Origin of the sequence: Crossiella sp. S99.2 (genome assembly GCF_023094165.1) — a bacterium.
GTDB lineage: Bacteria > Actinomycetota > Actinomycetes > Mycobacteriales > Pseudonocardiaceae > Crossiella.
Map to the genome: position 1 here is coordinate 131,133 of NZ_JALMDK010000010.1, position 25,108 is coordinate 156,240.

The window sequence follows — 25,108 nt, forward strand, 5'->3', positions numbered from 1 at the left end:
GCACTCTTCACCTCACAACGACAGAAGTCGAACCGAGGAGAAGACGATGATCACCTGGACTGACCAGGCACTGCGGGCAGAGGTCGACTACCGGGCCGACCGCGCCCAGGCCGCCATGGGCCACGGCGACCGCAAGGAGCGGATCGCCCGCCGCTGGCTCGGCCTGGTCCGCAAGGACGCGGACACTCAGCCGGAGAAGGACCCCGAAGAGCCCTCAGAGGAGTATCGGACCGCCGCCTGAACAGGGAATTCGAGCCGAGAATGTCGGACGGGTATGCCACGATGCAGGACGTGGCACGGTTGGGTTCAGGAATTCCGCTCGTCGCGCGGGGCGCGCAGTTGCGCCAGCTCCGCGCGGCGTTGCGGCAGGCGTCCAAGGGCGCGTCGAGTGCGGTGCTGGTGGCCGGGGACGCCGGGGTCGGCAAGTCCCGGCTGCTGGCCGAGCTGAGCGAGCTGGCCACGGCCGAGGGCACGCTGGTGCTCACCGGCCGCTGCCTGGACGTCGGGGAGGGCGGTCTGCCCTACCTACCGTTCGTGGAGGCCCTCGGCCTGCTCCGGGAGGGCCACCTGGACGCGCTGCGCGCGCACCCCGCGCTGGCCAAACTGCTGCCCGAGGTGCTGCCAGAGCACGTGGTGCCGTTCGACCCCCGGCGCACCGAGCTGGACATGAGCCAGCTGCAGATGTTCGACGCGGTGCACGCGCTGCTGGCCGAACTCGCCGCCGAGCGCACCGTGGTGCTGGCCATGGAGGACCTGCACTGGGCCGACGGCTCCACCCGGCACCTGCTCTCCTTCCTGCTCTCCCGGCTGCGCGCCGGCCGGCTGCTGGTGGTGGCCACCTACCGCAGCGACGACCTGCACCGCCGCCACCCGCTGCGCCCGCTGCTGGCCGAACTGGTCCGGCTGCCCGCGGTGGAACGCCTCGAACTGAGCCCGTTCACCAGCACCGACGCCCGCACCTTCGTCCGCCGCCTCTCCGACGGCGCCCTGGCCGAGGACAAGATCGCCGAGATCGCCGAGCGTTCCGAGGGCAACGCCTTCTTCGCCGAGGAACTGATCGCCGCCTGCGCCGACCGGGACGACCGGATGCCGATCGGCCTGGCCGACGTGCTGCTGGCCCGGATCGAACGACTCGCCCAGGCCACCCAGCAGATCATCCGGGTCGCCTCGGTCTCCGGCCGCCGGGTCACCGACGCCCGGCTGCGCACCGTCAGCGGCCTGCCCGACGCCGAGATCGAGGCCGCGCTGCGCGAGGCGGTCACCCACCACGTGCTGCTGTACAAGGACGACAACCACGCCTACGTCTTCCGGCACGCCCTGCTGCGCGAGGCCGTCTACGCCGACCTGCTGCCCGGCGAACGGGTCCGGCTGCACGCCGGGTACGCCCGGTTCCTGGCGGCCAAGGACGGCAAGCGCGGGGTGGCCGCCGAACTGGCCCACCACAGCCTGGAGAGCCACGCGCTGCCGCAGGCGCTGGCCGCCTCGGTCGCCGCCGCCCGCGAGGCCATGGAGGCCCGCGCGCCGGCCAAGGCGTTGCGGCACCTGGAACAGGCCATGAAGCTGTGGGGCGCGGTGCCCGATCCGGAGCAGGTCAGCGGCGGCGACGAGCTGCGGCTGGTGCACAAGGCCATGTACACCGCCAGCCTGGCCGGTGAGGACGACCGGGCGCTGGCCTACGGGCGCACCGCGGTGCAGATGGCCGAACAGATCGGCGACCCGGTGCGCTCGGCCGAGGTGCAGCGCAAGTACGTGCAGACCCTGCTGGCGCTGGAAGGCAAGCGGGACAAGGCGTTGCAGGTGATCGAACGCGCCTGGCAGCTGGTCGCCGACCAGCCGGCCAGCCCCACCCGCGCCTGGGTGCAGGCCATGCGGGCCAGGGTGGCGATGAGCGCGGACGAACAGAGCTACGGGCTGGCCCGCGAGTACGCCGAGGGCGCGCTGGCCGATGCCAAGGCCAGCGGCTCGACCGGGGCCGAGATGGACGCGCTGACCTCGCTGTCGGTGATCCTGGAACGCGGCGGCCACCCCGAGGAGGCGGTGCGCCGGCTGCGCGAGGCGGTGGACCGGGCCGCGGCCGCCAACGCGCACAGCGTGGAGCTGCGGGCCTGGTTCAACCTGGCCATCACGCACTACGAACGCGGCCTGCTCGACCAGGCCCTGGACGCCGCGGCCAGCGGCCGCCGCCGGGCCGGGGCCACCGGACTGGAGTGGAGCCCGTACGGCACCGAACTGCGGGTGCTCAACATCCTGCTGCACTACGTCGCCGGTGACTGGGAGGCCGCGACCGAGGCCGCCGACCAGGGCGTCTGCTCGGTGCCCGATATCGCCAGCGCCCGGCTCACCGCGATCTCGCTGTTCACCCTGGTCGGCCGCGGCGAGTACGACACGGTCGCCGAACTGGTCGCCCGGCTGCGCCCGGAATGGCACAAGGACTGGGACATCGCGGTGATGGCCGCGGCCTGCGCCGCCGACGCCCAGCTCTGGCAGGGCCGCCCGGACAAGGCCCTGGAATGGATCGACGAGGCGCTGTCGGTGGCCGAACGGCACCGCGAGCTGGCGGTGATCCGGATCGGCGCGCTCGGCCTGGCCACGCACGCCGAACTGGCCGCCAAGGCCCGGCACAAGAAGGACGCCGCCACCGAGACCCGCCACTTGGACGCGGGGGAGCGGCTGCTCGCCAAGATCCGCCGGGCCGCCACCAGCACCCGCCCGCGCAGCGGCGAACTCGGCCCCGAGGGCCTGGCCTGGCTGGCCCGCGCCGAGGCCGAGGCGGCCCGCGTGCGTGCCGAGGACACCCCGGAGCACTGGCACCGGGTGGTCGAGGCATTCGGTTACGGCCACACCTACGAACAGACCCTGGCCCGCCTCCGCCTGGCCGCCACCCAGCTCACCGCGGGCGACAAACCCGCCGCCGAGGCCACCCTGTCCCAGGCCGGCACGGCCGCCACGGCCATGGGCGCCACCCCACTCCAGGACGCCCTGGCCGCGCTGGCCCGCCGCGCCCGCCTCAACCTGGCCACCCCGGCCACCGCCCGGGACACCATCGACCCGTTCACCCCACGCGAACGCGCGGTGCTGTCCCTGGTCGCCAGGGGGCACACCAACCGGCAGGTCGGCGCGGAGCTGTACATCAGCGAGAAGACGGTCAGCGTGCACCTGAGCCGGGTGATGGCCAAACTCGGCGCCGCCAGCCGCACCGAGGCGGTCACCAAGGCGCACGAACGCGCGTTGCTCTGACCCCCGGCCGCCCACGCGGCCACCGCCGATCATTACCATCGCAAGCCATGCGCGCCGTATTCCCCGGCTCCTTCGACCCGGCCACGCGGGGACATCTCGACGTGGCGCGCCGGGCCGCGGCCATGTTCGACGAGGTCGTCATGTGCGTCCTGACCAACCCGAAGAAGACCGGCAGGCTCCCCCTCGCCGGACGGCTGGCCCTGCTGGCCGAGCTGACCAGCGACCTGGCCAATGTCACGGTGGACTCCAGTGCCGGCCAGTTGCTGGTCGACTACTGCCGCGGCGCGGGGATCGGCGTGATCGTGCGCGGCCTGCGCACCCAGGACGACCTGGCGCACGAGTTGCCGATGGCACGGATGAACCGGCAGCTGAGCGGCATCGAGACGTTCTTCATCCCGGCCAGTCCCGAGCAGGCCTACATCTCCTCCACCCTCATCTCGGCCACGGCCCAGCGGTAGCGCCGGTCAGCGCAGCGAACCGGCCTGGTGCAGCTCGTCGAAGATGATCTTGTCGACCGGTGCCACCCGCTCCCGGTCGGCGTAACCCAGCCACACCACCTCGGCGATCTCGTTGCTGGCCACCGGAGTGCCCGCGTACTCCGCCGAGTAACAGGTCATCCGCACCAGCACGCCCTCGGCCTGCCCGTGTGCCTGGGCCTCGAACGTGCCCACGTGCACCGCGGTGTCCGCCGCGACCGCCACGCCCAGTTCCTCGGCGATCTCCCGGACCAGGGTCTGCACGTCGGTCTCGCCGGGTTCGCGCTTGCCGCCGGGCAGGTAGTAGGCGTCCTTGCCGTGCGAGCGGGTGCTCAGGATGCGGCCGTCGGCCAGGTCGATCAGGGCGATCTTGTCGATGACGGTCATGCGGACATTCTCCGCCGACGCAAATGCGCCCCCGGCGACCGGTCACCCCCTACCATGTGCGCGTGATGCCGGAACTGGTGCGGAAGCTCGAACACTCCTTCGCCGCCTTCGACGAGGACAACGACGGCTATATCCAGCTCACCGACCTGGAGGAGCGCAGCAAGCGTTTCTGCGTGCGGTTCAACGAGACCGACTCGCTCAAGGGCATCGCCGCCCTGGAAGGCATGCGGGAGCACTGGCGGGCGCTGGTCGAGCTGACCGACACCGACAACGACGGCCAGATCAGCAAGGCCGAGTTCGTCGCCGCGGTGGGCGCCGCGCTGGCCGAGTCCGACGCCGGCTTCGACCGGGTGTTCCGCCCGGCCCTGGCCGCCGGGTTCGCGCTGGCCGACACCAATGACGACGGGCACATCGGGGTGGAGGAGTTCGTCGCCTTCATGTACCTGGCCGGATTCTCCCTGGCCAAGGCGCCGCGGTTGTTCGCGCTGCTGGACGCCAACGGCGACGGCAAGGTCAGCGTGGACGAGTGGCTCACCGCGTTCAAGACCCACTACACCGAGGCCACCGCCGACCTCGACCTGCCAGCCAACGCCTTTTTCGGCTCCACCTGAGAGATCGGTCGCATACACACCGTCCACACGCGACCCTGACTACCATTGCCCGGTGATTTCCGGGCCAGTCAGCACCCTCCAGGGCCACGACGGTGACGCCGTCCTGCACCAGGACGCCGTCGAGTTGCGGTTCCCGTCGCGCCTGAGCACGCGTGCGGTCAAGAGCGCGCGCAGTCCGCGGCGGGTGCCGTTGTCCGCGATCATCGACGTCGAGTACGAGGCCGGTGGCCGTCGGCCGTACCTGCGGTTGCGGCTGGCCGGGGAACTGCCGGGGCACGAGCCGCGACGGCCCGAGCTGGACGTGGACGCGCTGGTGCTGCACTCGAATCGGCGGGCGGACAACGGCGCGTTCGTGGCCGAGTTACGTTCGCGGCTCTCCGCTGACCCGGTGCCGGACCCGCGGTTGCTCGCCCCGGACGCGCACGCGCCCGGCCTGGCCCCGGTCACCGACCCGGTACGGCTGCGGGTGTCCACCCTGGACGGTGTGGTCACCCTGGACGAGCAGCGCCTGCTGATCGAGTTCAACTCCGGCATGCGCAAGCCGCGGCGGCACGAACTCGCCATCGCCGAGCTGCAGGGCGTGGAGTTCATCCCGGCCAAGCCGCACCGCTCCGGACTGGTCCGATTCCTGCTGCCGGGCGCGGAACTGCGGCCAGACCCGCGCCGTGATCCGCACACCGTCCGCTTCATGGCGGGCACCGAGGAGGGCCGGATGGCCGACCTGGCCGCGGAACTCGCCGCCCGCCTGACCCCAGCCACCGAACCCGCACTGGTGTCCCAGACCTAACCGCCATCGTGTTGGCCGTTCTGGACGGCGAGTTGGCCCAACTGGTACGCCGAGTTGGCTGAAGTGGGCGTACCAGTTGGCCCAAGTGGTACCAGTTCGGCCAAGACTGGGTACGACAACGGCCAACACGCCGGCGAATCACGGACGTGACCTCTAGACCGCCAGGGGTGGGCAGACCAGCATGGCGGCGTCGAGTTCGGCGTGTGCCTCGGGGTGGTCGGCCCACCACTGGGCGAAGGTCGGGTTTCTGTCCACAATGGACCGATAGGCGTAGGCGGCGCTGGCGAAGACCTCGTGCGCCCGCCCGGCCAGGGCGCCGTCGGTGCGCACCCCCACCATGATCGGCACCTGTAGCGGGTCGCCGAGCAGTGGCCGGACCGCTATTCCGTTGCCACTGCGCGAAGCCGGGGCGGCCAGCGACACCGCGCCGTTCTCCACCAGCACCCGCGCCATGCCCGCTTCCCAGGTGTGGTGCCGGATTCGCGGGGTGAAACCGACGCTGGCGCAGGCGGTGTGCAGCTGCATGCGCAGGCTGTTGGCCTCCGGCGGCGGCACCACCCAGTCGCAGTCGGCCAGCTCCGCCAAGGAGATCACCTCGCGGACGGCCAGGGGATGGTCCTCGGCGACGGCGACGAACTGGGGCTCCAGCACCAGGGTGCGGATTTCCACGCCGCTGAGTTTGCGGCGTTCCAGGCCGTCGAAGCGCTCGAACACGGCCAGGTGCAGCCGCGCGGAGTTGAGCATCTCGACCAGGGTGTGCCCGACCGGTTCGATTTCGGTACGCACCTCCGAGCAGGGCAACCGGTTGCTCAATTCGGCGACCAGGCGGGCCAGGAACAGCATCGGCATGCAGCCGGCCAGCAGCGGCTGCGGGGTGAAGGTGCGCGCCCGGTCCTGCGCGGAAGCCAGCAGATGATCTAAGTCGTCCAGCACCAGGCGCGCGGTGTTGACCACGTATCGGCCCAGTTCGGTGGGGGTGCTGCCGGTGGGGCTGCGGTCGAACAACCGCCCGCCCACCAGGCGTTCCACCCGCTGCAGCTGCGCGGTGAGCGCTGGCTGGGTGAGGCCGAGCCGGACGGCCGCCTTGCTCATGCTGCCGGTCTCGACGATGGCGCAGACCGCACGGAGATGCCGTAGCTCCAGGTCAGCCATAAACCGAAGTTATCGCCAATTCCGATGACCGGACACCCGACGTTCGGACGATATTTCAGTGCATCCGCCGGAGTCCCTGCCCTGCTTTTCCGGCGGCCCTGCGGAAAGGACAAGACATGTGGTCAAGCTGGCGGGGATGGGGTGCGGCGCTGGTCGCCGCCCTGGCCCTGACGACCGGGTTCGCCTCCTCGGTAAATGCTGCGACAACCAACAATGACGATGTTCAACCGTTGATCGTCGGTGGCCGCCCGGCCAGCGAGGTGTATTCGTTCATGGCCTCGCTGCAAGGCGGTCAGGGACATTTCTGCGGTGGTTCGCTGATCACCCCGACCTGGGTGGTGACCGCGAAACACTGTGTCCAGGGCCAGAGCCCCGGCGGGTTCCGGATCCGGGTCGGCAGCACCACCTGGAACGCGGGCGGCACCCTGGCGCAGACCGCGCAGATCGTGCAGGGCCAGGGTGACATCGCGCTGGTCCGGCTCAGCGCCGCGGTGCCGCAGGCGCCGATCGCGCTCGCCGCCGACGGTGGCGCGGCGGGCACGGACTCCCGGCTGATCGGCTGGGGCCAGACCTGCCCGACCCGCGGTTGCGGCGGTGCGCCGACCCAGCTCCAGGAGATCGATGTGCAGGTGCAGGCCAGTGGCTGCACCGACAACTTCAACCCGCAGACCGAACTGTGTCTGGGCGGCCTGCCCAGCGCGGGCGCCTGCTACGGCGACTCCGGTGGTCCCGCGGTCCGCCAGGGCAACGGGCGCTGGGAGCTGACCGGCGCGACCAGCCGGGCCGGCCGCGGTCAGCCGACCTGCGGGCAGGCCCCGGCGATCTACATGAACGTGCCGGCGCACAAGCAGTGGATCGACCAGGTCACCGGCGGCGATCCCGGCACCGGCTGCGGCAGCACCGCGGCCTGGAGCACGGAGCAGCTGTACCCGCCGGAGACCGAGGTCGCGCACAACGGACGCCGCTGGCGCTCGATCTGGTGGAACCGGGCCCAGGAACCGGGCGCCGGACCCTGGTACTGGCAGGACCTGGGGGCCTGCAACTCCTGACCGGACCCTATTTCCCGCACTATTTGCCACGGGCCCGCGGATCACCGCCGAAGGCTCGCGGGCCCGTGGCAGCCTCGCGCCTGTGGCCGACTATCTGATCTCGCACCGCGACCAGCGCGCGGACCGGGCCGACCAGGTGGCCGCCGTCCGCGCCGCCTACCGGTACAACCTGGAACTCGGTTTCCCGGTGGCCGCGGGCGGCGGTGAGGAGGACGCGCCGTCCTCCCGGTGGCGGTTACGGGCCCTGGAACAGCAGGAACGCCTGCGGCTGAACCTGCGGATGCTGCGTCGGCAGGGCAAGTGGAACTTCGTCAACGACCTGCAGCCGCTCGCGCCGCTGAAGCTGGCCGCGATGGTCCGGCAAGACGACATGGCCGGGATCGTGGACTACTTCATGCCGCTGCCCGGCGGCGTCACCGGCGATGTCCGGGAGAAGAGCCTGCAGGATTTCCGCGACGTTTTCGCGCTGTCCCAACCACCCTCGGTGATGGAGCGCTTCCGGAGTGACGACTACTTCGCCGAGTGCTTCGTGGCCGGACCGGACCCGACCCGGCTCACCCGGATGACACACATCCCGGAGAAGTTCCCGATCACCACCGAACACCTCGACCAGGTGCCCCAGCTCGGCGCCGACGACCTGGCCACCGCGATCGCCGCCGGCCGGGTGTACTGGGTGGACTACGAGTCCATGGCCGAACTGGACAACGGCACCCACCCGCAGGCGCCCAAGTACATGTACGCGCCGATGGTGGCCTTCTGCGTGCCCAGAAACGGTGATCAGCTGCGGCCGTTCGCGATCCAGTGCGGCCAGGACCCGGCCGGGCGGGAGGTCTACACCCCGGCCGACGGGCATTCCTGGAGCCTGGCCAAGAACTGCGTGCTGGCCGCGCACAACACCTACCACGAGGTGTTGACCCACCTCGGTTTCACCCACTTGATGAGCGAACCGGTGCTGCTGGCCGGAGTGCGCAACTTCGCCGCGAATCACCCGGTGTGGGTACTGCTGCGCAGGCACTTCGAGGGCACCTTCTCGATCAACAAGCTCGCGGTGGAACTGCTGATCCAGCCGGGCAAGGCGGTGGAGTACCTGATCGGCTCGGACCTGAAGAGCACTTACCCGTGGCTGGCCAAGCACCGCGCCAACCACTCCTTCCGGGACAACTACCTGCCGAGCAGGCTCGCTGGGCACGGCACCGGCAGCCGGTCGCTGCCGCACTACCCGTACCGCGACGACGGTCTGCTGGTCTGGCAGGCCATCCAGGACTGGGTGCAGGAGTTCGTCGCGCTGTACTACCGCGATGACGCCGACGTGCGCGCCGACCACGAACTCCAGTCCTGGGCGGCCGAGGTCGCCACCGACGGCCAGGTCCGCGATTTTGGCGCCACGCCAGGGAAAATCGCCGACCAGGCCGATCTCGCCGAGATCCTGACCATGGTCATCTGGACTGCGGGTCCGCAGCACGCGGCGGTGAACTTCGCGCAAAAGGACCACCTGGCCTTCCTGCCCGCCAACCCTCTGGCCGGGTACACGCCGGAGCCCAGGGGCAAGGGGCACAGCGAGGCGGACTGGCTGGCCAACCTGCCCCCGCTGGACGTGGCGGTGCAACAGTTCTGCGTGATGACCTTCCTCGGCTCGGTCCACCACACCACGCTCGGCGACTACGGCCGCGACTTCGCCACCGGCCCGGCCGCGGCCGCGCACCGGCGGTTCCAGGCCCAGCTCGGCGGAGTGGAGGACGCGATCGCCGCCCGCAACCAGCGGCGCGCGGTGCCGTACGAGTACCTGCAGCCCTCGCTGATTCCCAACAGCACCAACATCTAGAGCCCGCTGACCAGTATCGCGGTGATCACCCGCGCCGCTGCCTCCGGATCGGTGCCGACCGCCGGGGGCAGCGCGCCGGTGAGCCACAGCGTGGCGAACCCGTGCACCAGGGACCAGGCCGCGATCTCACCCAGTTCCGGCCCGGCCCGGCGCACCGACCGCACCCCGCTGACCAGTGGCGCGTTCGCCCGCTCGCGGGCGGCCAGCACCGCGGGATCGTCGGCGCGGTACAGCTCGGGGCGGAACATCACCTCGAAGTGCGCCCGGTGCCCGACCGCGAACCGCACATAGGCCACGCCCACCTCGCTGAAGCTGCCGGTCCGCTCCGCCACCTCGGTCAGCGCGTCCGCGAGCAGCTCGAACCCCTCGGCGGCCAGCGCGGTGCACACGCCCGCCTTGTCGCCGAAGTGGTGCACCGGCGCGGCGTGCGAGACCCCGGCGCGCCGCGCCAGCTCGCGCAGGCTGAACCCGGCCGGACCCTGCTCGGTGATCGCGGTGACGGCCGCGGCCAGCAGCGCGCGCCGCAGATCGCCGTGGTGGTAGGAGTCCCTGGTCGCCATGTGACCACCCTAACCCGAATCTAGACGTTGACAAGATGCCTGTTCGCGGCGCATCTTGTCACCGACAAGTTTGAGCTTCTGGGGAAGGTGGGGCGATGGCTCCGTTCGTCATCCTGATCGTGGTCACCCTGGTGCTGTGGCTGGCCGGACGCCTGGGCGTGCGCTGGCTGCGGCCGTGGACGGCGCCGCTGCGCGGTGGGCTGGCGGCGATGTTCACCGCGACCGGCCTGGCGCACTTCATCGGCCTGCGGGCCGAGCTGATCGCGATGGTCCCGCCCTGGCTGCCCGCGCCGGAATTCCTGGTCACGGTCACCGGCGTGCTGGAACTGGCCGGGGTCGTGGGCTTGCTGTGGACGCCGACGGCGCGCTGGGCCGCGGGCGCGCTCACCGTGTTGCTGCTGGTGATGTTCCCGGCCAACGTCTACGCCGCCCTCAACGGCCTGTCCCTGAGCGTGTTCGACCAGCTGTGGTCGCGCACCGCGCTGCAGATCGTCTTCCTGGCTGCCACCATCGCGGTGTTCCTCGGCCTCCGCTGTCGGGGTGCCGTGCTGTACTCCCGTGTCAGCCAAGGAGGATCACCGTGAAGTGGACCCTGGAAGTCGTCATCGTCCCGGTCGCCGACCTGGCCCGCGCCCGCGAGTTCTACGCGGACAAGCTGGGTTTCGCCGTCGACCACGACACCAAGATCAGCGAGGAGGTGCACCTCGTCCAGCTCACCCCGCCCGGCTCGGGCTGTTCGATCGTGATCAGCAAGGGCATGTCGCAGATGGCGCCCGGCTCGCTCAAGGGCGTGCAGCTTGTGGTCGGCGATGTGCGGGCCGCGCACGCCCAGCTGGCCGAGCGCGGGGTGCCGGTCTCCGAGGTCCAGGTGGCGGGCGCCGGGGGCTTCCGGCCGGCCACCGCCGAGGACGATCTCAACAACCAGGGCTTCGTCTTCTTCGACGATCCGGACGGCAACAGCTGGGCGGTGCAGCAGATCACCAGCCGGGGCGTGGACTGATGAGCACGCTGACCGCCGCGGCGTTCACCGCCCGGCTCACCGCGCTGGCCGACCCGGTGGAGCAGGAGAAGCTACAGCGCTACTTCAAGACCGGGCCCGGCGAGTACGGCGAGGGTGATGTGTTCCTGGGCGTGCGGATGGGTGCGCTGTTCGAGGTGGCCAAGGATTTTCTCGACATGCCCATCGCCGAACTGGACCGGCTGCTGGACAGTCCACTGCACGAGATCCGGGCCGGTGCACTGTCCATCATGGACAAACACGCCCGCCGCAAACGCACCCCCGAGGACCGCCGGAAAGAACTCTACGAGCTGTACCTGCGCCGCCTGGACCGCATCAACAACTGGGACCTGGTCGACCTGGCCGCCCCGCACGTGGTCGGCGGCTACCTCTACCCCCGGGACCGCGCCCCGCTCTACCGGCTGGCCCGCTCCGCCAACCTGTGGGCCCGGCGCACCGCGATCTACGCCACCGCCTTCTTCCTGCGCAAGGGCGAGGTCGAGGACACCCTGGCCATCGCGGAAATCCTGTTGGGGGACAAGGAGGATCTCATCCACAAGGCGGTCGGCGGCTGGCTGCGCGAGGTCGGCAACCGGGCCCCCGACCGCCACCGCGAGTTCCTGGACGCGCACGCGCCGACCATGCCCAGGGTCACCCTGCGCTACGCCATCGAACGCCTGCCCGAGGATCGCCGCCGCCACTACCGGGAACTCAAAGCCGCTACAGCGTGAACGTGCCCAGGTGCCCGTCCGGCTCGATCACCGTGCTGCGCGGGCTGATCCGGGCCACCACCGCCCGGAAATCCCGCAGCAACTGGGGATCGACCCCCGGCGTGCCGAGCGGGGTGTCCATCCGGTCGTGGTGACTGGGCACCACGAACCGGGGCCGTCCGAGGGTGACCAGGGCCCGCTCCACGAACTGATAGGTGGTGCCCCCGGTCAGGCTCAGCACGGCGACATCCGGCCGCTGCCCCGCCAGTTCGTTCTCGATGAACGCCGCGGTGCCGATGAACACCGCCGACAACCGGTCCCCGACATCCACCCGGTAGGCCAGGGTGCCGCCCTCGACGAGTTCGCCGATGGTGGTCGGCCGGGGTGGGGGAGTGCGGTGGGTGCCGGGCGCGAAGTACTGGTAGTTCGCGCCGGTCCCGTGCAGACTCCGGAACCCGCGCACGGTGAAACCCTGGAAGTCCAGGTACTCCCCACCCCGGACGTCGATCATCCGCCCTGGATCGACGCCCAGTGCGGTGAGCAGGCAGCGGTGTGTCTCGGTGCCGGTGACCCGGGGCGTGTTCTTGTCCTTGCGGTGCAAGGCTTTCATCAGGTGCGGCACATCGGCGGCATGGTCCCAGTGCCCGTGCGTGAGCAGGATCAGTTCCACCGGCGCCGGATCGTCGAGGACCGGGGCGAGGTGCTGCAGGTTGGTGGTCAGCGGGGCCGACGGGTCAACCGCGCCCGCGGCGGTGGTGTACCGGAACCGGCTGAGGTACGGGTCGATCAGCACCCGCCGTCCGTCGAAGCTCAGCTCCCACCCCGCCACCCCCAGCCACCGGAACCGCACCCCGGCACTGACCCGGCCCGCCTGCCCGGCCGAACCCGGGGCCGCCTGGGCCACCGCCGCGCCCAGACCGGTGGCGGCCAGCGTCGCTCCCGCGGTGCCCGCGAGCAGGCCGCGCAACAGGTTCCGCCGGCCAGGGTTCGCCGCTCCGGCGCACTCGTCGCACATCGAAGATCCCCTCTCCTCATCGACTCGAACGGCGCGAGTTGATCAGAGCCCGGTTCCACGTGTCCAACATCGATATCGCAACCGCAGCCATACCCGATCCGATATCATCGCTGCTCGTGGACCTGGTCCGGCATCTCCGCTACTTCCTCGCGGTCGCCGAGGAACTGCATTTCGGCCGGGCCGCGCACCGCCTGGGCATGGCCCAGCCGCCGCTGTCCCAGCGCATCCAGCGCCTGGAACGCGAGCTGGGCGTGCGGCTGTTCGACCGGTCCGCGCGCACCGTCACGCTCACCGACGGCGGCCGGTTGCTGCTCACCGAGGCCAGGGACCTGGTCGAGCGGGCCGAGCGGCTGCGCGCGCTGGCGGGTCAGGTCGCGCGCGGCGAGGTCGGCAGGTTGCGGGCCGGGATCCTGCCGGACCTCGGCGGCGGCGCGATCGGCGCCCTGGTCAGCGCGTTCCGGCAGCGGTGCGCCGGGGTGGAACTGGAACTGCACGAGATCACCACCGCGGAACAACAGCGCGGACTGGCCGAGCGACGCCTCGACGTGGGCATCCTGCGCCATCCCTTCGACGTCCACAGTGGACTGTCGATGGGCGCGGTGCTGGTGCGGGAACTGGAAGTGGTGGTGCCGGTGGGGCATCGGCTGGCGGAACGGGAGGAGATCGGACTGGCCGAACTGGGCGGCGGACTGGTGTTGTTCCCGCGGGCCGCCGCGCCCGCCTGGTACGACGAACTGCTCACCGGCTGCGCCCGGCACGGCTTCACCCCCGGCGAGGTGCACCCGGCAGGCAACCCGGACTTCGCCGCCGGCCTGGTCCTGGCCGGGACCGCGGTCGCCCTGGACGACGGCGCCCTCGCCGCCCGGCACCCCGGACTCCGCTCCCGGCCGTTACGCGGCGGACCCCTGATCCAGCGCACCTCCCCGGTCTGGCCGGCCGACCGGCGCACCGCGGCCACCGACGCCTTCGCCGCCGCGGTCGCCGAGGTCCTCGGCGCGGCAGGCATGCGCCAGACCACCCTGCCCGCGGGCAGCGCCCTGCATCCACGACCGGTCTCGGAGTTCTGGGTATGAGCGGCATTCGCGGCCGGATCGAGGCCGCCTTCACCGAAGCCGGGGTCACCGGCTGCCTGCACGCCACCGACCTCGACGGCCCCGGCCAGCTCGCCGTGCGCGCCGACGCCCCGGTCTGCCTGGCCAGCGTGTTCAAGGTGCCGCTGCTGGTGGCCTGGCACCGGTCGGCCCTGGATCCGGCCGAGCAGATCACCCTGCGCCCCGGCGAGCGGACCGGCGGACCCACCGGGATCGGCGCCATGCAGGATCCGATCACGCTGTCCCTGCGCGATCTGGCCTACCTGGCCATCGCGGTCAGCGACAACGCCGCCGCGGACGCCCTGCTCGACCGGATCGGCCTGCCCGCACTCAACGACACCCTCGCCGGACTGGGCCTGACCGCCACCACCATCCGGCACTACGGCCGCGACCTACAGGCCACCATGGCGGAGGACGCCGGCGGCCCCGATCCGGCGCTGCTGGCCGATCCGGCGGTGCTCGCCCGGTTGCGAGTGCTTGATCCGGCCCGCACGAATTCCTCCACCGCCAGGGAGATGACCCGGCTGCTCGCACTGATCTGGCGGGACGAGACCCCGGGCGCGGCGCTGCTGCGACGGGCGATGGGCCTGCAGGTGTGGCCGCACCGGCTGTCCTCGGGCTTCCCCTTCGACGATGTGCGGGTCGCGGGCAAGACCGGGACGCTGCCCACGGTGCGCAACGAGATCGGCGTGGTCGAGTACCCCGACGGCGGCCGCTACGCCGTCGCGGTCTTCACCCGCAGCGCGAGCACCGCCTTCGCCCTGCCCGCCGCCGACGCGGTCATCGGCACCACCGCCCGCCTCGCCATCGACCACCTCCGCGCCCACCGCTGACCCGCCGAGTTGGCCCAAGTCGTACGCCCGGTTGGGCCAACTGGGCGTACGAGTGTGGCCAAGTGGGCGGGTGGGGGTCAGCGGGCCTGGCGGAGCTGGGTGCGGGAGGAATCCAGGAGGGCCGAGCCGCCCGCGCTGAGGCGGTGGTAGGCGGCGCCGGCCCGGCGTTCGGTGGTGATCAGGCCCGCGTTGCGCAGCACGCTGGCGTGCTGACTCGCCCCAGCGAGGGAGATGTGCATCAGCTTGGCCAGTTCGGTGGTGGTCAGGCTCGGTGTGCTGGCGATGGTGTCCAGCAGCTGGGCGCGGGTCCGGCCCAGCAGGGTGCCCAGCGCGGCGCTGCCGGTGGGCCGCTCGCCCAGTGACCAGGACCAGTCGCTGGTCCGGGCCACCGGGTAGACCAGCACCGGCGGCTGGTCCGGGTCCTCCAGGGTGATCGGGCGGCCCCAGCAGAAGAAGGACGGGATTAGCAGCAGGCCGCGGCCGTCCAGGTGCAGGTCCTGCTCGACCGGGTAGTCGACCTCCAGCACCGGCGCCTGCCAGCGGATCGCCGGGTGCAGTGTGCTGAACAGCCGGTCCAGGCCGCCGGAGAGCAGGGCCTGGCTCCTGGCCTGGCGGTCGGTCTGGACCGCGGCGGTGACCGCGGGCCAGTAGGGGGCCAGCGCCACCCGGTGGTACTGGTGCAGCGCGGTGCCCAGCCTGCGCAGCATCGGCGCCTCGCCCCTGGCCAGCTCACCGGCCCAGCCCGGCAGCCTGCGTTCGGCGGCCAGCCTGGTCAGATCGCGGTGCAGCACCGGCTTGGCCGTGCCGCAGAGCGCTTCGATGCCGTCCAGGAGGGTCTGTCCGGCGACGGGCGGGGTGAGGAAGTCGGCCGAATAGCCGGTGGGCGGGGCGAGCACGGTGAGCAGGCCGGTGGCGGAGGTCAGCTCGGCGCGGGCCAGTCTGCGCCAGTGCCCGAAGGTCTGGGAACCGATGGTGGACTGCACCAGGTGCAGGCTGAGCAGGATCTCCCACAGCGGGTCGGCGCCGTCGTTGAGCCTGACTCTGGCCAGGTCGGCCGGTGTGAAGTGGATGCGAAGCACGGGGACTTCCAGCGGCGAGTGGGCGGACGGGGCGCGGCTGGCGGGACCGCGGTGGCGATATGTTACAAGCTGAAACAGTTAGGTGTGCCGTTAAACTTTGAACGTCCTAGGTTTCAGCGAGAAGTGAAACCGCTAGCTCACCGGGTCCCCGCCCTGCACCCTGGCGCACGTGAAGTCTGGTTGGGACAGCAGCGCTCCCTGATCCGCTGCCCGGCTGCCGCCGCCGACCGGCCGCGGCCAGTGACATCCGTCTCGTTTCGTTGGCCTGCTCGCCGGGGTACACCCGGTGACCTGCGTTGATACCCGTCCGCAGTGGACAGACCCGGGGTCTGACCGGATCGGAGTATGGATCACCCGTCGCGGTGGCCTAGAGTTGCAGGCTGCGCTGCGTGTCGTGCGTAGCGGGACGGAGGTATTTAGCGGAATGGTCGAGCGCCTCGCCGTTGCCGGAGTGCACACGGATTCACGCACCCGCCCCACGGTCGCATCGACTTTTCCGCCGACAGCCGCCGATACCGGCCGAGTCCAGCGTTTTCTGGACACCCAACGGCCGGCCACCCCCTGCCTGGTGCTCGACCTGGACATCGTCCGGCAGCGCTTCCTCGACCTGCGCGCGGCGATGCCGGACGCGGAGATCTTCTACGCGGTGAAGGCCTGCCCGGCGCCCGAGGTGGTGGCGCTGCTGGTGGAGCTGGGTTCCCGCTTCGACGTGGCCAGCCCGGCCGAGATCGAACTGTGCCTGGCCCAGGGCGCCCGCCCGGAGACCATCTCCTACGGCAACACCATCAAGAAGGCCGCCGACATCGCCCGCGCCTACGCGGCCGGGGTCCGGCTCTACGTCACCGACAGCGCCGAGGACCTGGCCAAGCTCGCCGAGCACGCGCCGGGGTCCGCGGTCTTCTGCCGGGTGCTGGTGGTCAACGAGAGCGCGGGCACGCCGTTTGGCAAGAAGTTCGGCTGCGCCGAGGACATGGCCCTGGACCTGCTCGCCGAGGCGGGCCGGCTGGGCCTGCGGCCGGCCGGGGTCTCCTTCCACGTGGGCTCCCAGCAGGTCGACCCGCACGCCTGGCACGAGGGCATCGCTCAGGCGGGCCGGATCACCCGGACCCTGCGCGAGCGCGGCATCGAGCCCACGCTGGTCAACCTCGGCGGCGGTTTTCCCGCGCGCTACACCGAGAGCACGCCGCCGCTGGCCGAGTACGCCGAGGCCATCGAGGGCGCGCTCACCGAGCACTTCGGCGCGCACCGGCCGCGGGTGCTGATCGAACCCGGCCGCGCGATCGCCGCGGACGCCGGGATCATCCGCACCGAGGTCGTGCTGGTCGCCCGGAAGTCCTATGTGGACGAACGGCGCTGGGTGTACCTGGACATCGGCCGCTACAACGGATTGGCCGAGACCGAGGGCGAGATGATCACCTACCGGCTGGCCGCGGGCCCGCCGGAGGGCGCGCGCGGACCGGTGGTGCTCGCCGGGCCGACCTGCGACGGCGACGACGTCCTCTACCAGCGCACGGTGTACGAGTTGCCGTTGGCGCTACGCGCCGGAGACCACGTGGACATCCTCAGCGCGGGGGCCTACACCGCCAGCTACGCCTCAGTGGAGTTCAACGGCTTCGCGCCGCTGCCCACGCACTGCCTCTGACCCGACACCAGCACACCCACCCCAACTCCCCATCCCCGTGCGGGATGGGCCTTCCCTGCGCGCGAACCCCGCGCGCTACTTCGACAGTAGGGAGGTTGATAGATGTCCATTGCTCCTGAAGCGGTGCAGACCGTCGGCTTGTTCAGCGGACAGCACGTCCTCGCGGAGATCGACGGGATCGACGCCGCGTTGCTGGATGACGAGGTGTTCCTCTGCCAGATCCTGGATGACGCGCTGAAGCGGGCCGGTGCGACCGTGCTGCAAGTCATCTCCAAGCAGTTCGATCCGCAGGGGGTGACCGTGCTCGCCCTGCTGTCGGAGTCCCACGCCTCCCTGCACACCTATCCGGAGATCGGGTCGGTGTTCGTCGACGTGTTCACCTGTGGCACCAAGGCCCAGCCCGAGGTCGCGGTCGGCCTGCTGGCCGAGGCGATGGGCGCCAGCACGGTGCAGAGCCGGACCATCAGGCGTGGCCTGGAAAACCAGAACGAGATGAAGGTGACCCCATGACCAGTGTCGTCGAGGCCACGCGGGTCATCCGCGAACCCGTGGGACCGGGCCTGACCCGGATCTGGGACGTGCAGGACGTGCTGTGGGAGGGCGACACCGCCTTCCAGCATGTGGTGATCGGCCGGACCGAGCAGGGCGTGTCCCTGTTCTGCGACAACGACCGGCAGAGCACCGAGTACAGCCAGCTGACCTACCACGAGGCGCTGCTGGTGCCCGGTCTGCTGCTGGCGGAGAAGGTCAAGCGGGTACTGGTGGTCGGCTCCAGCGAGGGCGTGGTCTGTCAGCTGTCGGTGGCCTTCGGCGCCGAGATCGTGGACCACGTGGACATCGACTCCGAGTGCGTCAAGGTGTGCGCGGAGAACCTGCCCTATGGCTACACCCCGGCCGAACTGGCCGCCGCCGAGGCGCACCAGGGTCCGGTGCGGGTGCACTACACCGACGGCTGGCAGTACCTGATCGACGCCGCCGCGGACGAGAGCCTGCGCTACGACATCGTGCTGGTGGACCTGCCGGACGAGCGCGAGGAGGAGGCCCAGCACAACCGGTTGTACGGCGAGGAGTTCCTCGGCATGTGCAAGGCGGTGCTGGCCCCCGGCGGCGTGGTGATCACCCAGGCCGGCTGCCAGACCATGTGGCGCAACACCACCCTGGTCCGCTCCTGGCAGCGCTTCAACGACACCTTCGGCACCGTGGTCTACTACGGCTCCGACGAGCACGAGTGGGCCTACCTGTTCGGCCGCGCCGACGAGGTGGCTGAGCCGGTGGAGAAAATGGTCGAGCGGCTCGGCACGAGCAGCTACGCGCCCGCCTCCATCGACGCGGAGTCCTTGCGCGGCAACAGCATTCCGCCGTACCTGGTGCGCAAGAGCTACCGCTGAACGCACCCGCGTGCCGGTCCGCCGGAACGGACCGGCACGCGTGGTGACTCAGTTCCCGTAGGGCCCGCCGGTCTCGCCGATCACCGGCGGCGCGACCGTCCGGACGTCACCGAAGATGTCCTCGGTCTCGATCAGGTACTCCGGCCTGCGCCGTTCCTTGTCCTCCTCGCCGCGACCGCCCGCGCCCCCGCCCATCGGGCCGCCCGGCGTCCCGGCCGCGCCCCGCGCGCCCGCCCCACCGGGTCCACCACGACCGCCGGCCGCGTGCGGGTCAGCGCCGATGCCCGCGGACCCACCGGGCCCGAAACCTTTGCCAGCACCGGAACCACCCGCACCGCCGGGGCCGAACGCCCCAGCGCTGCCCCGCGGCCCGAACCCACCGCCCTGGCCACCACGGCCACCGCCGGCCCCGGGCGGCTGCCCGCCGCCGGGCGGGAAACCGGGCGGTGGCACTGGCATCGGCAGCGGGCTCGGTCCGGGGACTGGTCCGGGTGCGGGAATGGGTTGTGGCAGTGGGGGTCCGCCGACTGGGGGTGGTGCTGGGATGTTCCAGTCGTTGCGTACCTGGTCGTTGCCGGTGCCGCCGCCTCCGGTCCCGCCACTGATGCCACCCGGCGGATCCTGTCGGCCTGGTTGTCCTGGGAGTCCGCGTGGTGGGTCGACTCGGCCTGGGTCGCGGCGGCCGGGGTCGACTTCGCCGGGGTTGCCGTTGCCGGTGTCCAGGGTCAGTTCGGGTTGTGGCTGGAACTGGTATTGGGGCAGGGCGTCCACGGTGCCCTGGGTGTTGCCGCGGTAGGACTCGAAGCGTTCCTGGTTACGTTTGAACGCCTCACCCTCGGCCCGCTTCGCTTTGTCGAAGTCGGTGTCCATCGGGTTGAAATCGTTGAGCCACGGCTTGTCGGGCACATCCGGCACCTGTTCCATGGCCTGCTGCGCCCGCCGGGCGTGATCTCCCTGCGCCGCCACCTGGAGGGCGACGCTGTCGCAGACGCCTTTGGCCTGGGTGGCGATGGCGACTACGGGGGCGATCTTGTTCTGCATGGCGTCGGCGGCTTTGCCCTCGAAGGCGATCCGGCCTACCGACATGGCGTCGGTGATCAGCTGGGCGACGGCGTCGTAACGCTGACCGAGCTTGTTCCACTTGTCCTTGTTGGCCTCGGTGGTGGGGCCGGTGCCTTTGACGCCTTGGTTGAAGTAGTCGTAGATGGTGCGCCCGTCGAATGCCTGGGAGCGTGGCAGGCTGCCGTCCCGGCTGATCGCGGCGTACCTGATCTCCTGGCCCATCTCAGCCCCCCGCCCGTAGGTTCTGGATCACGAAGGTCGCCATCCGGTCAGAGACCTTGCACGGCGTCTTGTAGTCCGGGGACTTCAACGGCAGGTTCACGGACACGTCCATCATGAGGTCCTTGCTCAGGCCCAGGTTGGTGGTGCAACCGCCACGCTCGGCGGTCTTCTCGTTGTTGGTGTGCGCGGCCGGAGTACCAGCCAGCTCACCGGCGGGCTCGAAGAACGGGTTGCGGTCCTTCAATTCGAAGAACCGCTCCCACTTCACGGCGTCAGGCTTGGTGTACAAGGTTGCCGCGACCTCGACATCCTCGCTGACGTCCTTGGGGTACCAGACGCAGCCGGGGCCGAGCACGGTGTCCTCGGTCTTCGGTGACTTGGTCGCACCCACAACCGCACGCTGCGCAGGGGTGAGCAGGTCACACGGCCGATCCTTGTATGCCTCGGCCGAGAGCGGGCTGTTGATCGGTGGTGCGAGGCTCTGCTTGCTGGTGCTGGTCGGAGCACTGGTCGTCTGAGTGGGGTCGGGGGCACCGCCGCCGCAGCCGGCCAGCGCCAGCGTGCTCAGTGAGATGATGGCGGCGAGCTGGACTGTGCGGGTCACGAGCGGTGTCCTCCGATGCCCTTGTTCTTGCCCTCGGTGTTCTCGTGCTCGCGCACCATAGCCTTGATGTTGTTGATCATATTTTCGAGCGTCTGTGCCAGGTCGCGGTTGGCCTTGCCATGGCAGCCTTGCTCGTCGCTGGCCCGCTGGGTGATCGCCTTCACCGCCGCCTTGCTGTACGGGTCGTTGTACGGCGGGTCGAGTTGCTGAAGCCGCAGCGAGTCTCGGCCGATGGCCCGGACCTCGGCCAGGGCCTCTTCCAGCTTGGCCAGGGCCTTGCCTGCGTGCGCTGGGTCGATGCGGTAGCGGCCGGCCTGGCTCAGTGAGCCCTGCACGTCAACCGGCACCGGGTTCGGGTTCTCTCGTTTCTGCTGGTCAAGCAGCTTGCGTTGGCTGGGCGTGAGCAGGTGCTCGTCCGGATCCGCCATGTCGCTGTCCTCCCCTGTCAGCGCGGCGATTGTCGGCCGCAGCTGGCTTTTTCCATCCCCCAGGCATCGTAACCATGGACGGATCGGGAAAGGAAACGGATCCACTCAAAGGCAGGATCCCTCAAAAGGAGTAGTACTACTCAGGAGAAAGTAACGCTCCGCCAGTGAATTGCACTGGCGGAGCGTCAATTGCCGTTAGTTGAATCAGGAACGTGCTCGGGGCGAGATGTACTCGCCGATCTCCACGTTGGACAGCTTGGCGTACACGCCCGGGTAGCCGATGGCCGCGCAGCCCTGGCCCCGGCTGACCACGCCGACCTGGATGAAGGTGTTGCGGCTGGGCAGGGAGACGAACAGCGGGCCGCCCGAGTCGCCCTGGCAGGTGTCCTTGCCGGTCCGGCCCGCGCACAGGTCGCGGTCGGAGGTGTCCGGGTAGGACACCGCGCACTCGTCGTTGGACACGATCGGCACGTCCACCTCCTGGAGGCGGTCCGGCCGGTTCACCACGCCACCGCCGGGGAAGCCCGGCTGGGCCTCCATGTTGCCCCAGCCGATGCCGGTGACCAGGCGGCCGGGACGCTCCAGCGCGTCGGTGCCGGGGGTGACCAGCTGGATCGGCTTGATGGTGGTGATCGGGGTGGCCAGGAACAGCAGCGCCACGTCGTAGCTGCCGTCGGCGGCGTACTTGTCGTGGATCTCGAAGCCCGCGACCGCGCGCTCCTCACCCTGGGTGGCCGAGAGCTGGGTGCGGCCCACGATCACCGAGACGTTCTTGATGGTCTCGGCGGTGTAGCCCTCCACGCAGTGCGCGGCGGTCAGCACCACCCGAGGGCCCACCAGCGAACCGCCGCAGCGGTGCCGGTTGTACGCGGTCGGGCCGCGCCGGGCGTCCTGCATGGTGGCCATGAACGGGTACTTGCCGTCCGGCACCGGGGTGCCACCGACGACGAGCGCGCCAGGGTCACCGGGCGGCGGGCCGGACGGGGACGCGGCGGAGGTCCCCGTCAGCAGGCCGAGGCCCAGTGCGGCGGTCATCGCCGCGAACAGCAGTCGCTTGCCACGGTTCACTGGGCTGCCTCCAACGACGCGAGGGTGGTCGGGTTCTGGATCCAGCCGCCGATTTCCGGGTGCGACAGCTTGGCGTACACGCCGGGGAAGCCCAGCGCCGCGCAGCCACGACCGCGGCTGACCACGCCGATCTGGATGAAGGTGTTGCGGCTGGGCAGGGAGACGAACAGCGGGCCGCCCGAGTCGCCCTGGCAGGTGTCCTTGCCGGACTTGCCGGCGCACAGGTCGCGGTCGGAGGTGTCCGGGTAGGAGACCGCGCACTCGTCGTTGGAGATCAGCGGGACGTCGACCTCCTGCAGGCGGTCCGGGTAGTTGACCACGCCGCCGCCGGGGAAACCGGTCTGCGCCTCGGTGTTGCCCCAGCCGATGCCGGTGACGATGCGGCCGGGACGCTCCAGCGCGTCGGTGCCGGGGGTGACCAGCTGGACCGGCTTGATCGTGGTGACCGGCTGGTCGAGGGAGAGCAGCGCGATGTCGAAGCTGCCGTCGGCCTTGTACTTGGGGTGCACCTGGGCGAAGCGCACCTTGCGCTCCTCACCCTGGCTCATCGACAGCTGCGTGCGCCCGACGATCACCGACAGGTTCGCGATGGTCTCCGGGGTGTAGAAGGCCACGCAGTGCGCCGCGGTCAGCACGACCCGCGGCCCGACCAGGGTGCCCCCGCAGTTGTGCCGGTCATAGGCGGTCGGCCCGAACCGGGCGTCCTGCAGGGTGGCCATGAACGGGTACTTGCCATCCGGCACCGGGGTGCCGCCGACGACCAGCGCGCCCGGGTCGCCGGGGTTCTTCGGCGGCGCCGCCGCGGACACGCCGGCGGTGGCCACCACGCCGAGTGTCGCGGCCAACACGGCCATGAGGAGACGTCTACCAAGCATGAGTGCCCCTTTTGTCTCTGTGCTGGCAGGAAGGTGTGCAGACCCCCGCCACCCGAAGATCGGCTACGGGGTGCCCGCGACGCTATGCGCAGCGCTGATCGGGCCACATCAGACGATCGGCCGGAGCTGGGGCTACGATCGACGTGGGCCAAACGGCCGGTGATCCAGGTCACTTTCAGTTCGGCCAACCCGGGGCAGGGGTCGCGCGTCTGAACTGGATGACCACGGCTGTGTCCGGGCAAACGATGGGGTTGACCCGACCTTCGTCAGCCGTGCGCTCGACGAAAGCTCGCTGCTGAGCCGTCGAATGACACCTTACTGTCTCTTCTGGAACTACCGTGCCGCGTCACGCGTTGGTTCAACGTAAGTTTTCCAAGTACGGGGCAGACCTGAAGCCTGGCTGAAGCTCGGTTAGGGTCGGTGCCGCGCCGGGGGAGTGTCCCCGGTGGCGAGCAGGGGAGGAAGACCCGATGGACACCGCACCCTCGGCGGTCGTCTCGCGTCGGCGCTGGGCCGTGCTCACCGTGTTGTCGGTGAGCCTGCTGCTGGTCGCGGTGGACGCCACCGTGCTGCACACCGCGGTCCCCTCGCTCGCGGCCGATCTCAAACCCGGCCCGGTCGGGCTGCTCTGGATCATCGACATCTACTCGCTGCTGGCCGCGCCGCTGCTGATCGCCTTCGGCACCCTGGGCGACCGGTACGGGCGCCGCCGCATCCTGATGTTCGGCTACCTGGTCTTCGGCGCCGCCTCGATCGCGGCCGCGCTGGCCACCACCACCGGCATGCTGATCGCCGCCCGCGCCGGGCTCGGCATCGGCGGCGCGATGATCATGCCCGCCACCCTGTCCGTGCTGCGGCACATCTTCCCCGACCGCAAGGAACGCCAGTTCGCCATCGGCGTGTGGAGCGCGGTCGCCGCCTCCGGCGCGGCGCTCGGCCCGCTGCTGGGCGGGGTGCTGGTGGAGTTCTTCAGCTGGCACGCGGCCTTCCTGATCAACGTGCCGGTCATGCTGATCACCATCCCGCTGGCGCTGTGGCTGGTGCCCGAGTCGGCCGACCCGGACAAGGGCCGCTGGGACATCCTCTCCGCGGTGCTCTCCGCGCTCGGCGTGCTCGGCATCGCCTACGGCATCAAGCAGGCCGGGCACCACGGCGTGCTCGACCCGATCGCGCTGGCCACCGGCATCGGCGGCGTGCTCATGCTGGTCTGGTTCGTCCGCAGGCAGCTCTCCATGACCAAGCCGTTGCTGGACATGCGGATGTTCCGCAACGCCACCTTCAGCACCGCGGTCGCCTGCGTGGTCCTGGTGATGAGTTCGCTGGCCGGACTCGGCCTGACCTTCTCCCAGTACCTGCAATACGTGCTGCAACTCGGGCCCCTGGAAGCCGGGGTGCGGCTGATGCCCGCCATGCTCGCGGCCATCGCCGGTGGCCTGCTCGCCGCGCCGCTGCTGCAACGCTTCTCCACCAGCGTGGTCACCGCGGGCGGCTTCACCATCACCGCGATCGCGCTGGTCCCGGCCGGGTTCTGGCTGGACACCGCGGATCACCCGTTGCTGCTGGTGCCCTGCCTGCTCGGCGTCGGCCTGGGCGTCTCGGCCGCGTTCACCGCCTCCTCCGACGCGCTGCTGGCCTCCGCGCCGCCTGCCCAGGCCGGCGCGGCCGCCGCGGTGGAGGAGACCGGGTACGAACTGGGCACCGGACTGGGCACCGCCATCGTCGGCAGCGTGATGACCGCCGTCTACACCGCGCACCTGGGCGCCGTGCCCGGCGTGCCCGGCGGGGTGCTGGACGTGGCCAGACAGTCCATGTCCGAGGCCGACCGGGCCGGTCGCGAACTCGGCGGACCGGCCGGTGAGGCGCTGCTGGCCGCCGCCCGGCAGGCTTTCGTGGACGGGCTCACGGTGACCCTGGTGATCGCCGCCGTGGTGCTGACCCTGGCCGCCATCGTCGCCTCCCGCCTGCTGCCCCGGCAGGTCATCAAGTCCGTCGGACACGACTGAGAGAGAAGCT

General features: G+C 70.7%; 26 protein-coding genes. 16 read left to right on the forward strand and 10 right to left on the reverse strand.

Annotated features, from left to right (window positions below; all coding sequences use genetic code 11):
- Positions 1-46 precede the first annotated feature (46 nt).
- Genes MZC64_RS33170 through coaD form a run of 3 tightly spaced genes read left to right on the forward strand, consistent with a single transcriptional unit; the run spans position 47 to position 3,695 of the window.
- A complete protein-coding gene (locus MZC64_RS33170; RefSeq protein WP_247763508.1) occupies positions 47-241 on the forward strand; it encodes a hypothetical protein in 195 nt (64 codons plus the stop codon).
- Positions 242-282: 41 nt separating this feature from the next.
- Complete coding sequence (locus tag MZC64_RS33175) at positions 283-3,237, forward strand: LuxR family transcriptional regulator (RefSeq protein WP_247763509.1); 2,955 nt, start codon at positions 283-285, stop codon at positions 3,235-3,237.
- Positions 3,238-3,284: 47 nt separating this feature from the next.
- The gene (coaD, locus tag MZC64_RS33180) at positions 3,285-3,695 is read left to right on the forward strand and encodes a pantetheine-phosphate adenylyltransferase (protein ID WP_247763510.1); all 411 of its coding nucleotides are present in this window, start codon (positions 3,285-3,287) and stop codon (positions 3,693-3,695) included.
- A gap of 6 nt (positions 3,696-3,701) precedes the next feature.
- Here the strand turns inward: coaD and MZC64_RS33185 are convergent, their stop codons facing one another.
- Entirely contained in the window at positions 3,702-4,100 is a 399-nt protein-coding gene (locus MZC64_RS33185; RefSeq protein ID WP_247763511.1) for an NUDIX domain-containing protein, read from the reverse strand.
- A gap of 65 nt (positions 4,101-4,165) precedes the next feature.
- Between MZC64_RS33185 and MZC64_RS33190 the strand changes: the two genes are divergently transcribed.
- Both MZC64_RS33190 and MZC64_RS33195 read left to right on the forward strand, forming a co-directional pair.
- Positions 4,166-4,711, forward strand: a complete 546-nt coding sequence (locus MZC64_RS33190) for an EF-hand domain-containing protein (RefSeq protein ID WP_247763673.1) — start codon at positions 4,166-4,168, stop codon at positions 4,709-4,711.
- 52 nt (positions 4,712-4,763) lie between these two features.
- Positions 4,764-5,498, forward strand: coding sequence for a DUF4429 domain-containing protein (locus tag MZC64_RS33195; RefSeq protein WP_247763512.1), 735 nt, complete (start codon positions 4,764-4,766; stop codon positions 5,496-5,498).
- Positions 5,499-5,651: 153 nt separating this feature from the next.
- Here the strand turns inward: MZC64_RS33195 and MZC64_RS33200 are convergent, their stop codons facing one another.
- Complete coding sequence (locus MZC64_RS33200) at positions 5,652-6,650, reverse strand: LysR family transcriptional regulator (RefSeq protein WP_247763513.1); 999 nt, start codon at positions 6,648-6,650, stop codon at positions 5,652-5,654.
- Between the two features lie 116 nt (positions 6,651-6,766).
- On the opposite strand from MZC64_RS33200, the gene MZC64_RS33205 reads away from it, so the two are divergent.
- Together MZC64_RS33205 and MZC64_RS33210 are read left to right on the forward strand one after the other, a co-directional pair.
- Positions 6,767-7,699, forward strand: coding sequence for a trypsin-like serine protease (locus MZC64_RS33205; RefSeq protein ID WP_282106274.1), 933 nt, complete (start codon positions 6,767-6,769; stop codon positions 7,697-7,699).
- Between the two features lie 82 nt (positions 7,700-7,781).
- The gene (locus MZC64_RS33210) at positions 7,782-9,521 is read left to right on the forward strand and encodes a lipoxygenase family protein (RefSeq protein ID WP_247763515.1); all 1,740 of its coding nucleotides are present in this window, start codon (positions 7,782-7,784) and stop codon (positions 9,519-9,521) included.
- On the opposite strand, the gene MZC64_RS33215 is transcribed toward MZC64_RS33210, so the two are convergent.
- The gene (locus MZC64_RS33215; RefSeq protein WP_247763516.1) at positions 9,518-10,081 is read right to left on the reverse strand and encodes a TetR/AcrR family transcriptional regulator; all 564 of its coding nucleotides are present in this window, start codon (positions 10,079-10,081) and stop codon (positions 9,518-9,520) included. The two genes, MZC64_RS33210 and MZC64_RS33215, sit on opposite strands and share 4 nt — an antisense overlap.
- Positions 10,082-10,176: 95 nt before the next feature.
- Here MZC64_RS33215 and MZC64_RS33220 point away from each other — a divergent pair, with 95 nt between their 5' ends.
- Genes MZC64_RS33220 through MZC64_RS33230 form a run of 3 tightly spaced genes read left to right on the forward strand, consistent with a single transcriptional unit; the run spans position 10,177 to position 11,809 of the window.
- On the forward strand, positions 10,177-10,665 hold the full coding sequence (locus MZC64_RS33220) for a hypothetical protein (RefSeq protein WP_247763517.1): 489 nt from the start codon (positions 10,177-10,179) through the stop codon (positions 10,663-10,665).
- Positions 10,662-11,081 (forward strand): glyoxalase superfamily protein, encoded by a 420-nt coding sequence (locus MZC64_RS33225; RefSeq protein WP_247763518.1) that lies wholly within the window; start codon positions 10,662-10,664, stop codon positions 11,079-11,081. Before MZC64_RS33220 ends, MZC64_RS33225 begins: the two co-directional genes overlap by 4 nt.
- On the forward strand, positions 11,081-11,809 hold the full coding sequence (locus tag MZC64_RS33230; RefSeq protein WP_247763519.1) for a DNA alkylation repair protein: 729 nt from the start codon (positions 11,081-11,083) through the stop codon (positions 11,807-11,809). Before MZC64_RS33225 ends, MZC64_RS33230 begins: the two co-directional genes overlap by 1 nt.
- Here MZC64_RS33230 and MZC64_RS33235 read toward each other — a convergent pair.
- Positions 11,799-12,803, reverse strand: coding sequence for an MBL fold metallo-hydrolase (locus MZC64_RS33235; RefSeq protein WP_247763520.1), 1,005 nt, complete (start codon positions 12,801-12,803; stop codon positions 11,799-11,801). The two genes, MZC64_RS33230 and MZC64_RS33235, sit on opposite strands and share 11 nt — an antisense overlap.
- A gap of 116 nt (positions 12,804-12,919) precedes the next feature.
- Here MZC64_RS33235 and MZC64_RS33245 point away from each other — a divergent pair, with 116 nt between their 5' ends.
- Both MZC64_RS33245 and MZC64_RS33250 read left to right on the forward strand, forming a co-directional pair.
- The gene (locus MZC64_RS33245) at positions 12,920-13,876 is read left to right on the forward strand and encodes a LysR substrate-binding domain-containing protein (protein WP_308301097.1); all 957 of its coding nucleotides are present in this window, start codon (positions 12,920-12,922) and stop codon (positions 13,874-13,876) included.
- Positions 13,873-14,727, forward strand: coding sequence for a serine hydrolase (locus MZC64_RS33250; protein WP_247763521.1), 855 nt, complete (start codon positions 13,873-13,875; stop codon positions 14,725-14,727). The genes MZC64_RS33245 and MZC64_RS33250 overlap by 4 nt, the downstream gene beginning before the upstream one ends.
- 77 nt (positions 14,728-14,804) lie before the next feature.
- On the opposite strand, the gene MZC64_RS33255 is transcribed toward MZC64_RS33250, so the two are convergent.
- On the reverse strand, positions 14,805-15,806 hold the full coding sequence (locus MZC64_RS33255; protein ID WP_247763522.1) for a helix-turn-helix transcriptional regulator: 1,002 nt from the start codon (positions 15,804-15,806) through the stop codon (positions 14,805-14,807).
- Positions 15,807-16,374: 568 nt separating this feature from the next.
- On the opposite strand from MZC64_RS33255, the gene MZC64_RS33260 reads away from it, so the two are divergent.
- The 3 genes from MZC64_RS33260 to MZC64_RS33270 all read left to right on the forward strand — a co-directional run bounded on the left by MZC64_RS33260 (position 16,375) and on the right by MZC64_RS33270 (position 18,836).
- Positions 16,375-17,448, forward strand: a complete 1,074-nt coding sequence (locus MZC64_RS33260; protein WP_308301098.1) for a type III PLP-dependent enzyme — start codon at positions 16,375-16,377, stop codon at positions 17,446-17,448.
- 102 nt (positions 17,449-17,550) lie between these two features.
- Entirely contained in the window at positions 17,551-17,958 is a 408-nt protein-coding gene (gene speD / locus MZC64_RS33265) for an adenosylmethionine decarboxylase (protein WP_247763523.1), read from the forward strand.
- Positions 17,955-18,836 (forward strand): spermidine synthase, encoded by an 882-nt coding sequence (locus MZC64_RS33270; protein WP_247763524.1) that lies wholly within the window; start codon positions 17,955-17,957, stop codon positions 18,834-18,836. Before speD ends, MZC64_RS33270 begins: the two co-directional genes overlap by 4 nt.
- A 48-nt stretch (positions 18,837-18,884) precedes the next feature.
- On the opposite strand, the gene MZC64_RS48225 is transcribed toward MZC64_RS33270, so the two are convergent.
- The 5 genes from MZC64_RS48225 to MZC64_RS33295 all read right to left on the reverse strand — a co-directional run bounded on the left by MZC64_RS48225 (position 18,885) and on the right by MZC64_RS33295 (position 23,074).
- Complete coding sequence (locus MZC64_RS48225) at positions 18,885-20,120, reverse strand: hypothetical protein (RefSeq protein ID WP_282106276.1); 1,236 nt, start codon at positions 20,118-20,120, stop codon at positions 18,885-18,887.
- Position 20,121: 1 nt separating this feature from the next.
- Positions 20,122-20,724 (reverse strand): DUF3558 domain-containing protein, encoded by a 603-nt coding sequence (locus tag MZC64_RS33280; RefSeq protein ID WP_247763525.1) that lies wholly within the window; start codon positions 20,722-20,724, stop codon positions 20,122-20,124.
- Positions 20,721-21,152, reverse strand: coding sequence for a hypothetical protein (locus MZC64_RS33285; RefSeq protein WP_247763526.1), 432 nt, complete (start codon positions 21,150-21,152; stop codon positions 20,721-20,723). Before MZC64_RS33285 ends, MZC64_RS33280 begins: the two co-directional genes overlap by 4 nt.
- Before the next feature lie 204 nt (positions 21,153-21,356).
- Entirely contained in the window at positions 21,357-22,220 is an 864-nt protein-coding gene (locus MZC64_RS33290; protein ID WP_185003734.1) for a serine protease, read from the reverse strand.
- Positions 22,217-23,074, reverse strand: coding sequence for a trypsin-like serine protease (locus MZC64_RS33295; protein ID WP_247763527.1), 858 nt, complete (start codon positions 23,072-23,074; stop codon positions 22,217-22,219). Before MZC64_RS33295 ends, MZC64_RS33290 begins: the two co-directional genes overlap by 4 nt.
- A gap of 491 nt (positions 23,075-23,565) precedes the next feature.
- Between MZC64_RS33295 and MZC64_RS33300 the strand changes: the two genes are divergently transcribed.
- On the forward strand, positions 23,566-25,098 hold the full coding sequence (locus MZC64_RS33300; protein ID WP_247763528.1) for an MFS transporter: 1,533 nt from the start codon (positions 23,566-23,568) through the stop codon (positions 25,096-25,098).
- Positions 25,099-25,108 lie beyond the last annotated feature (10 nt).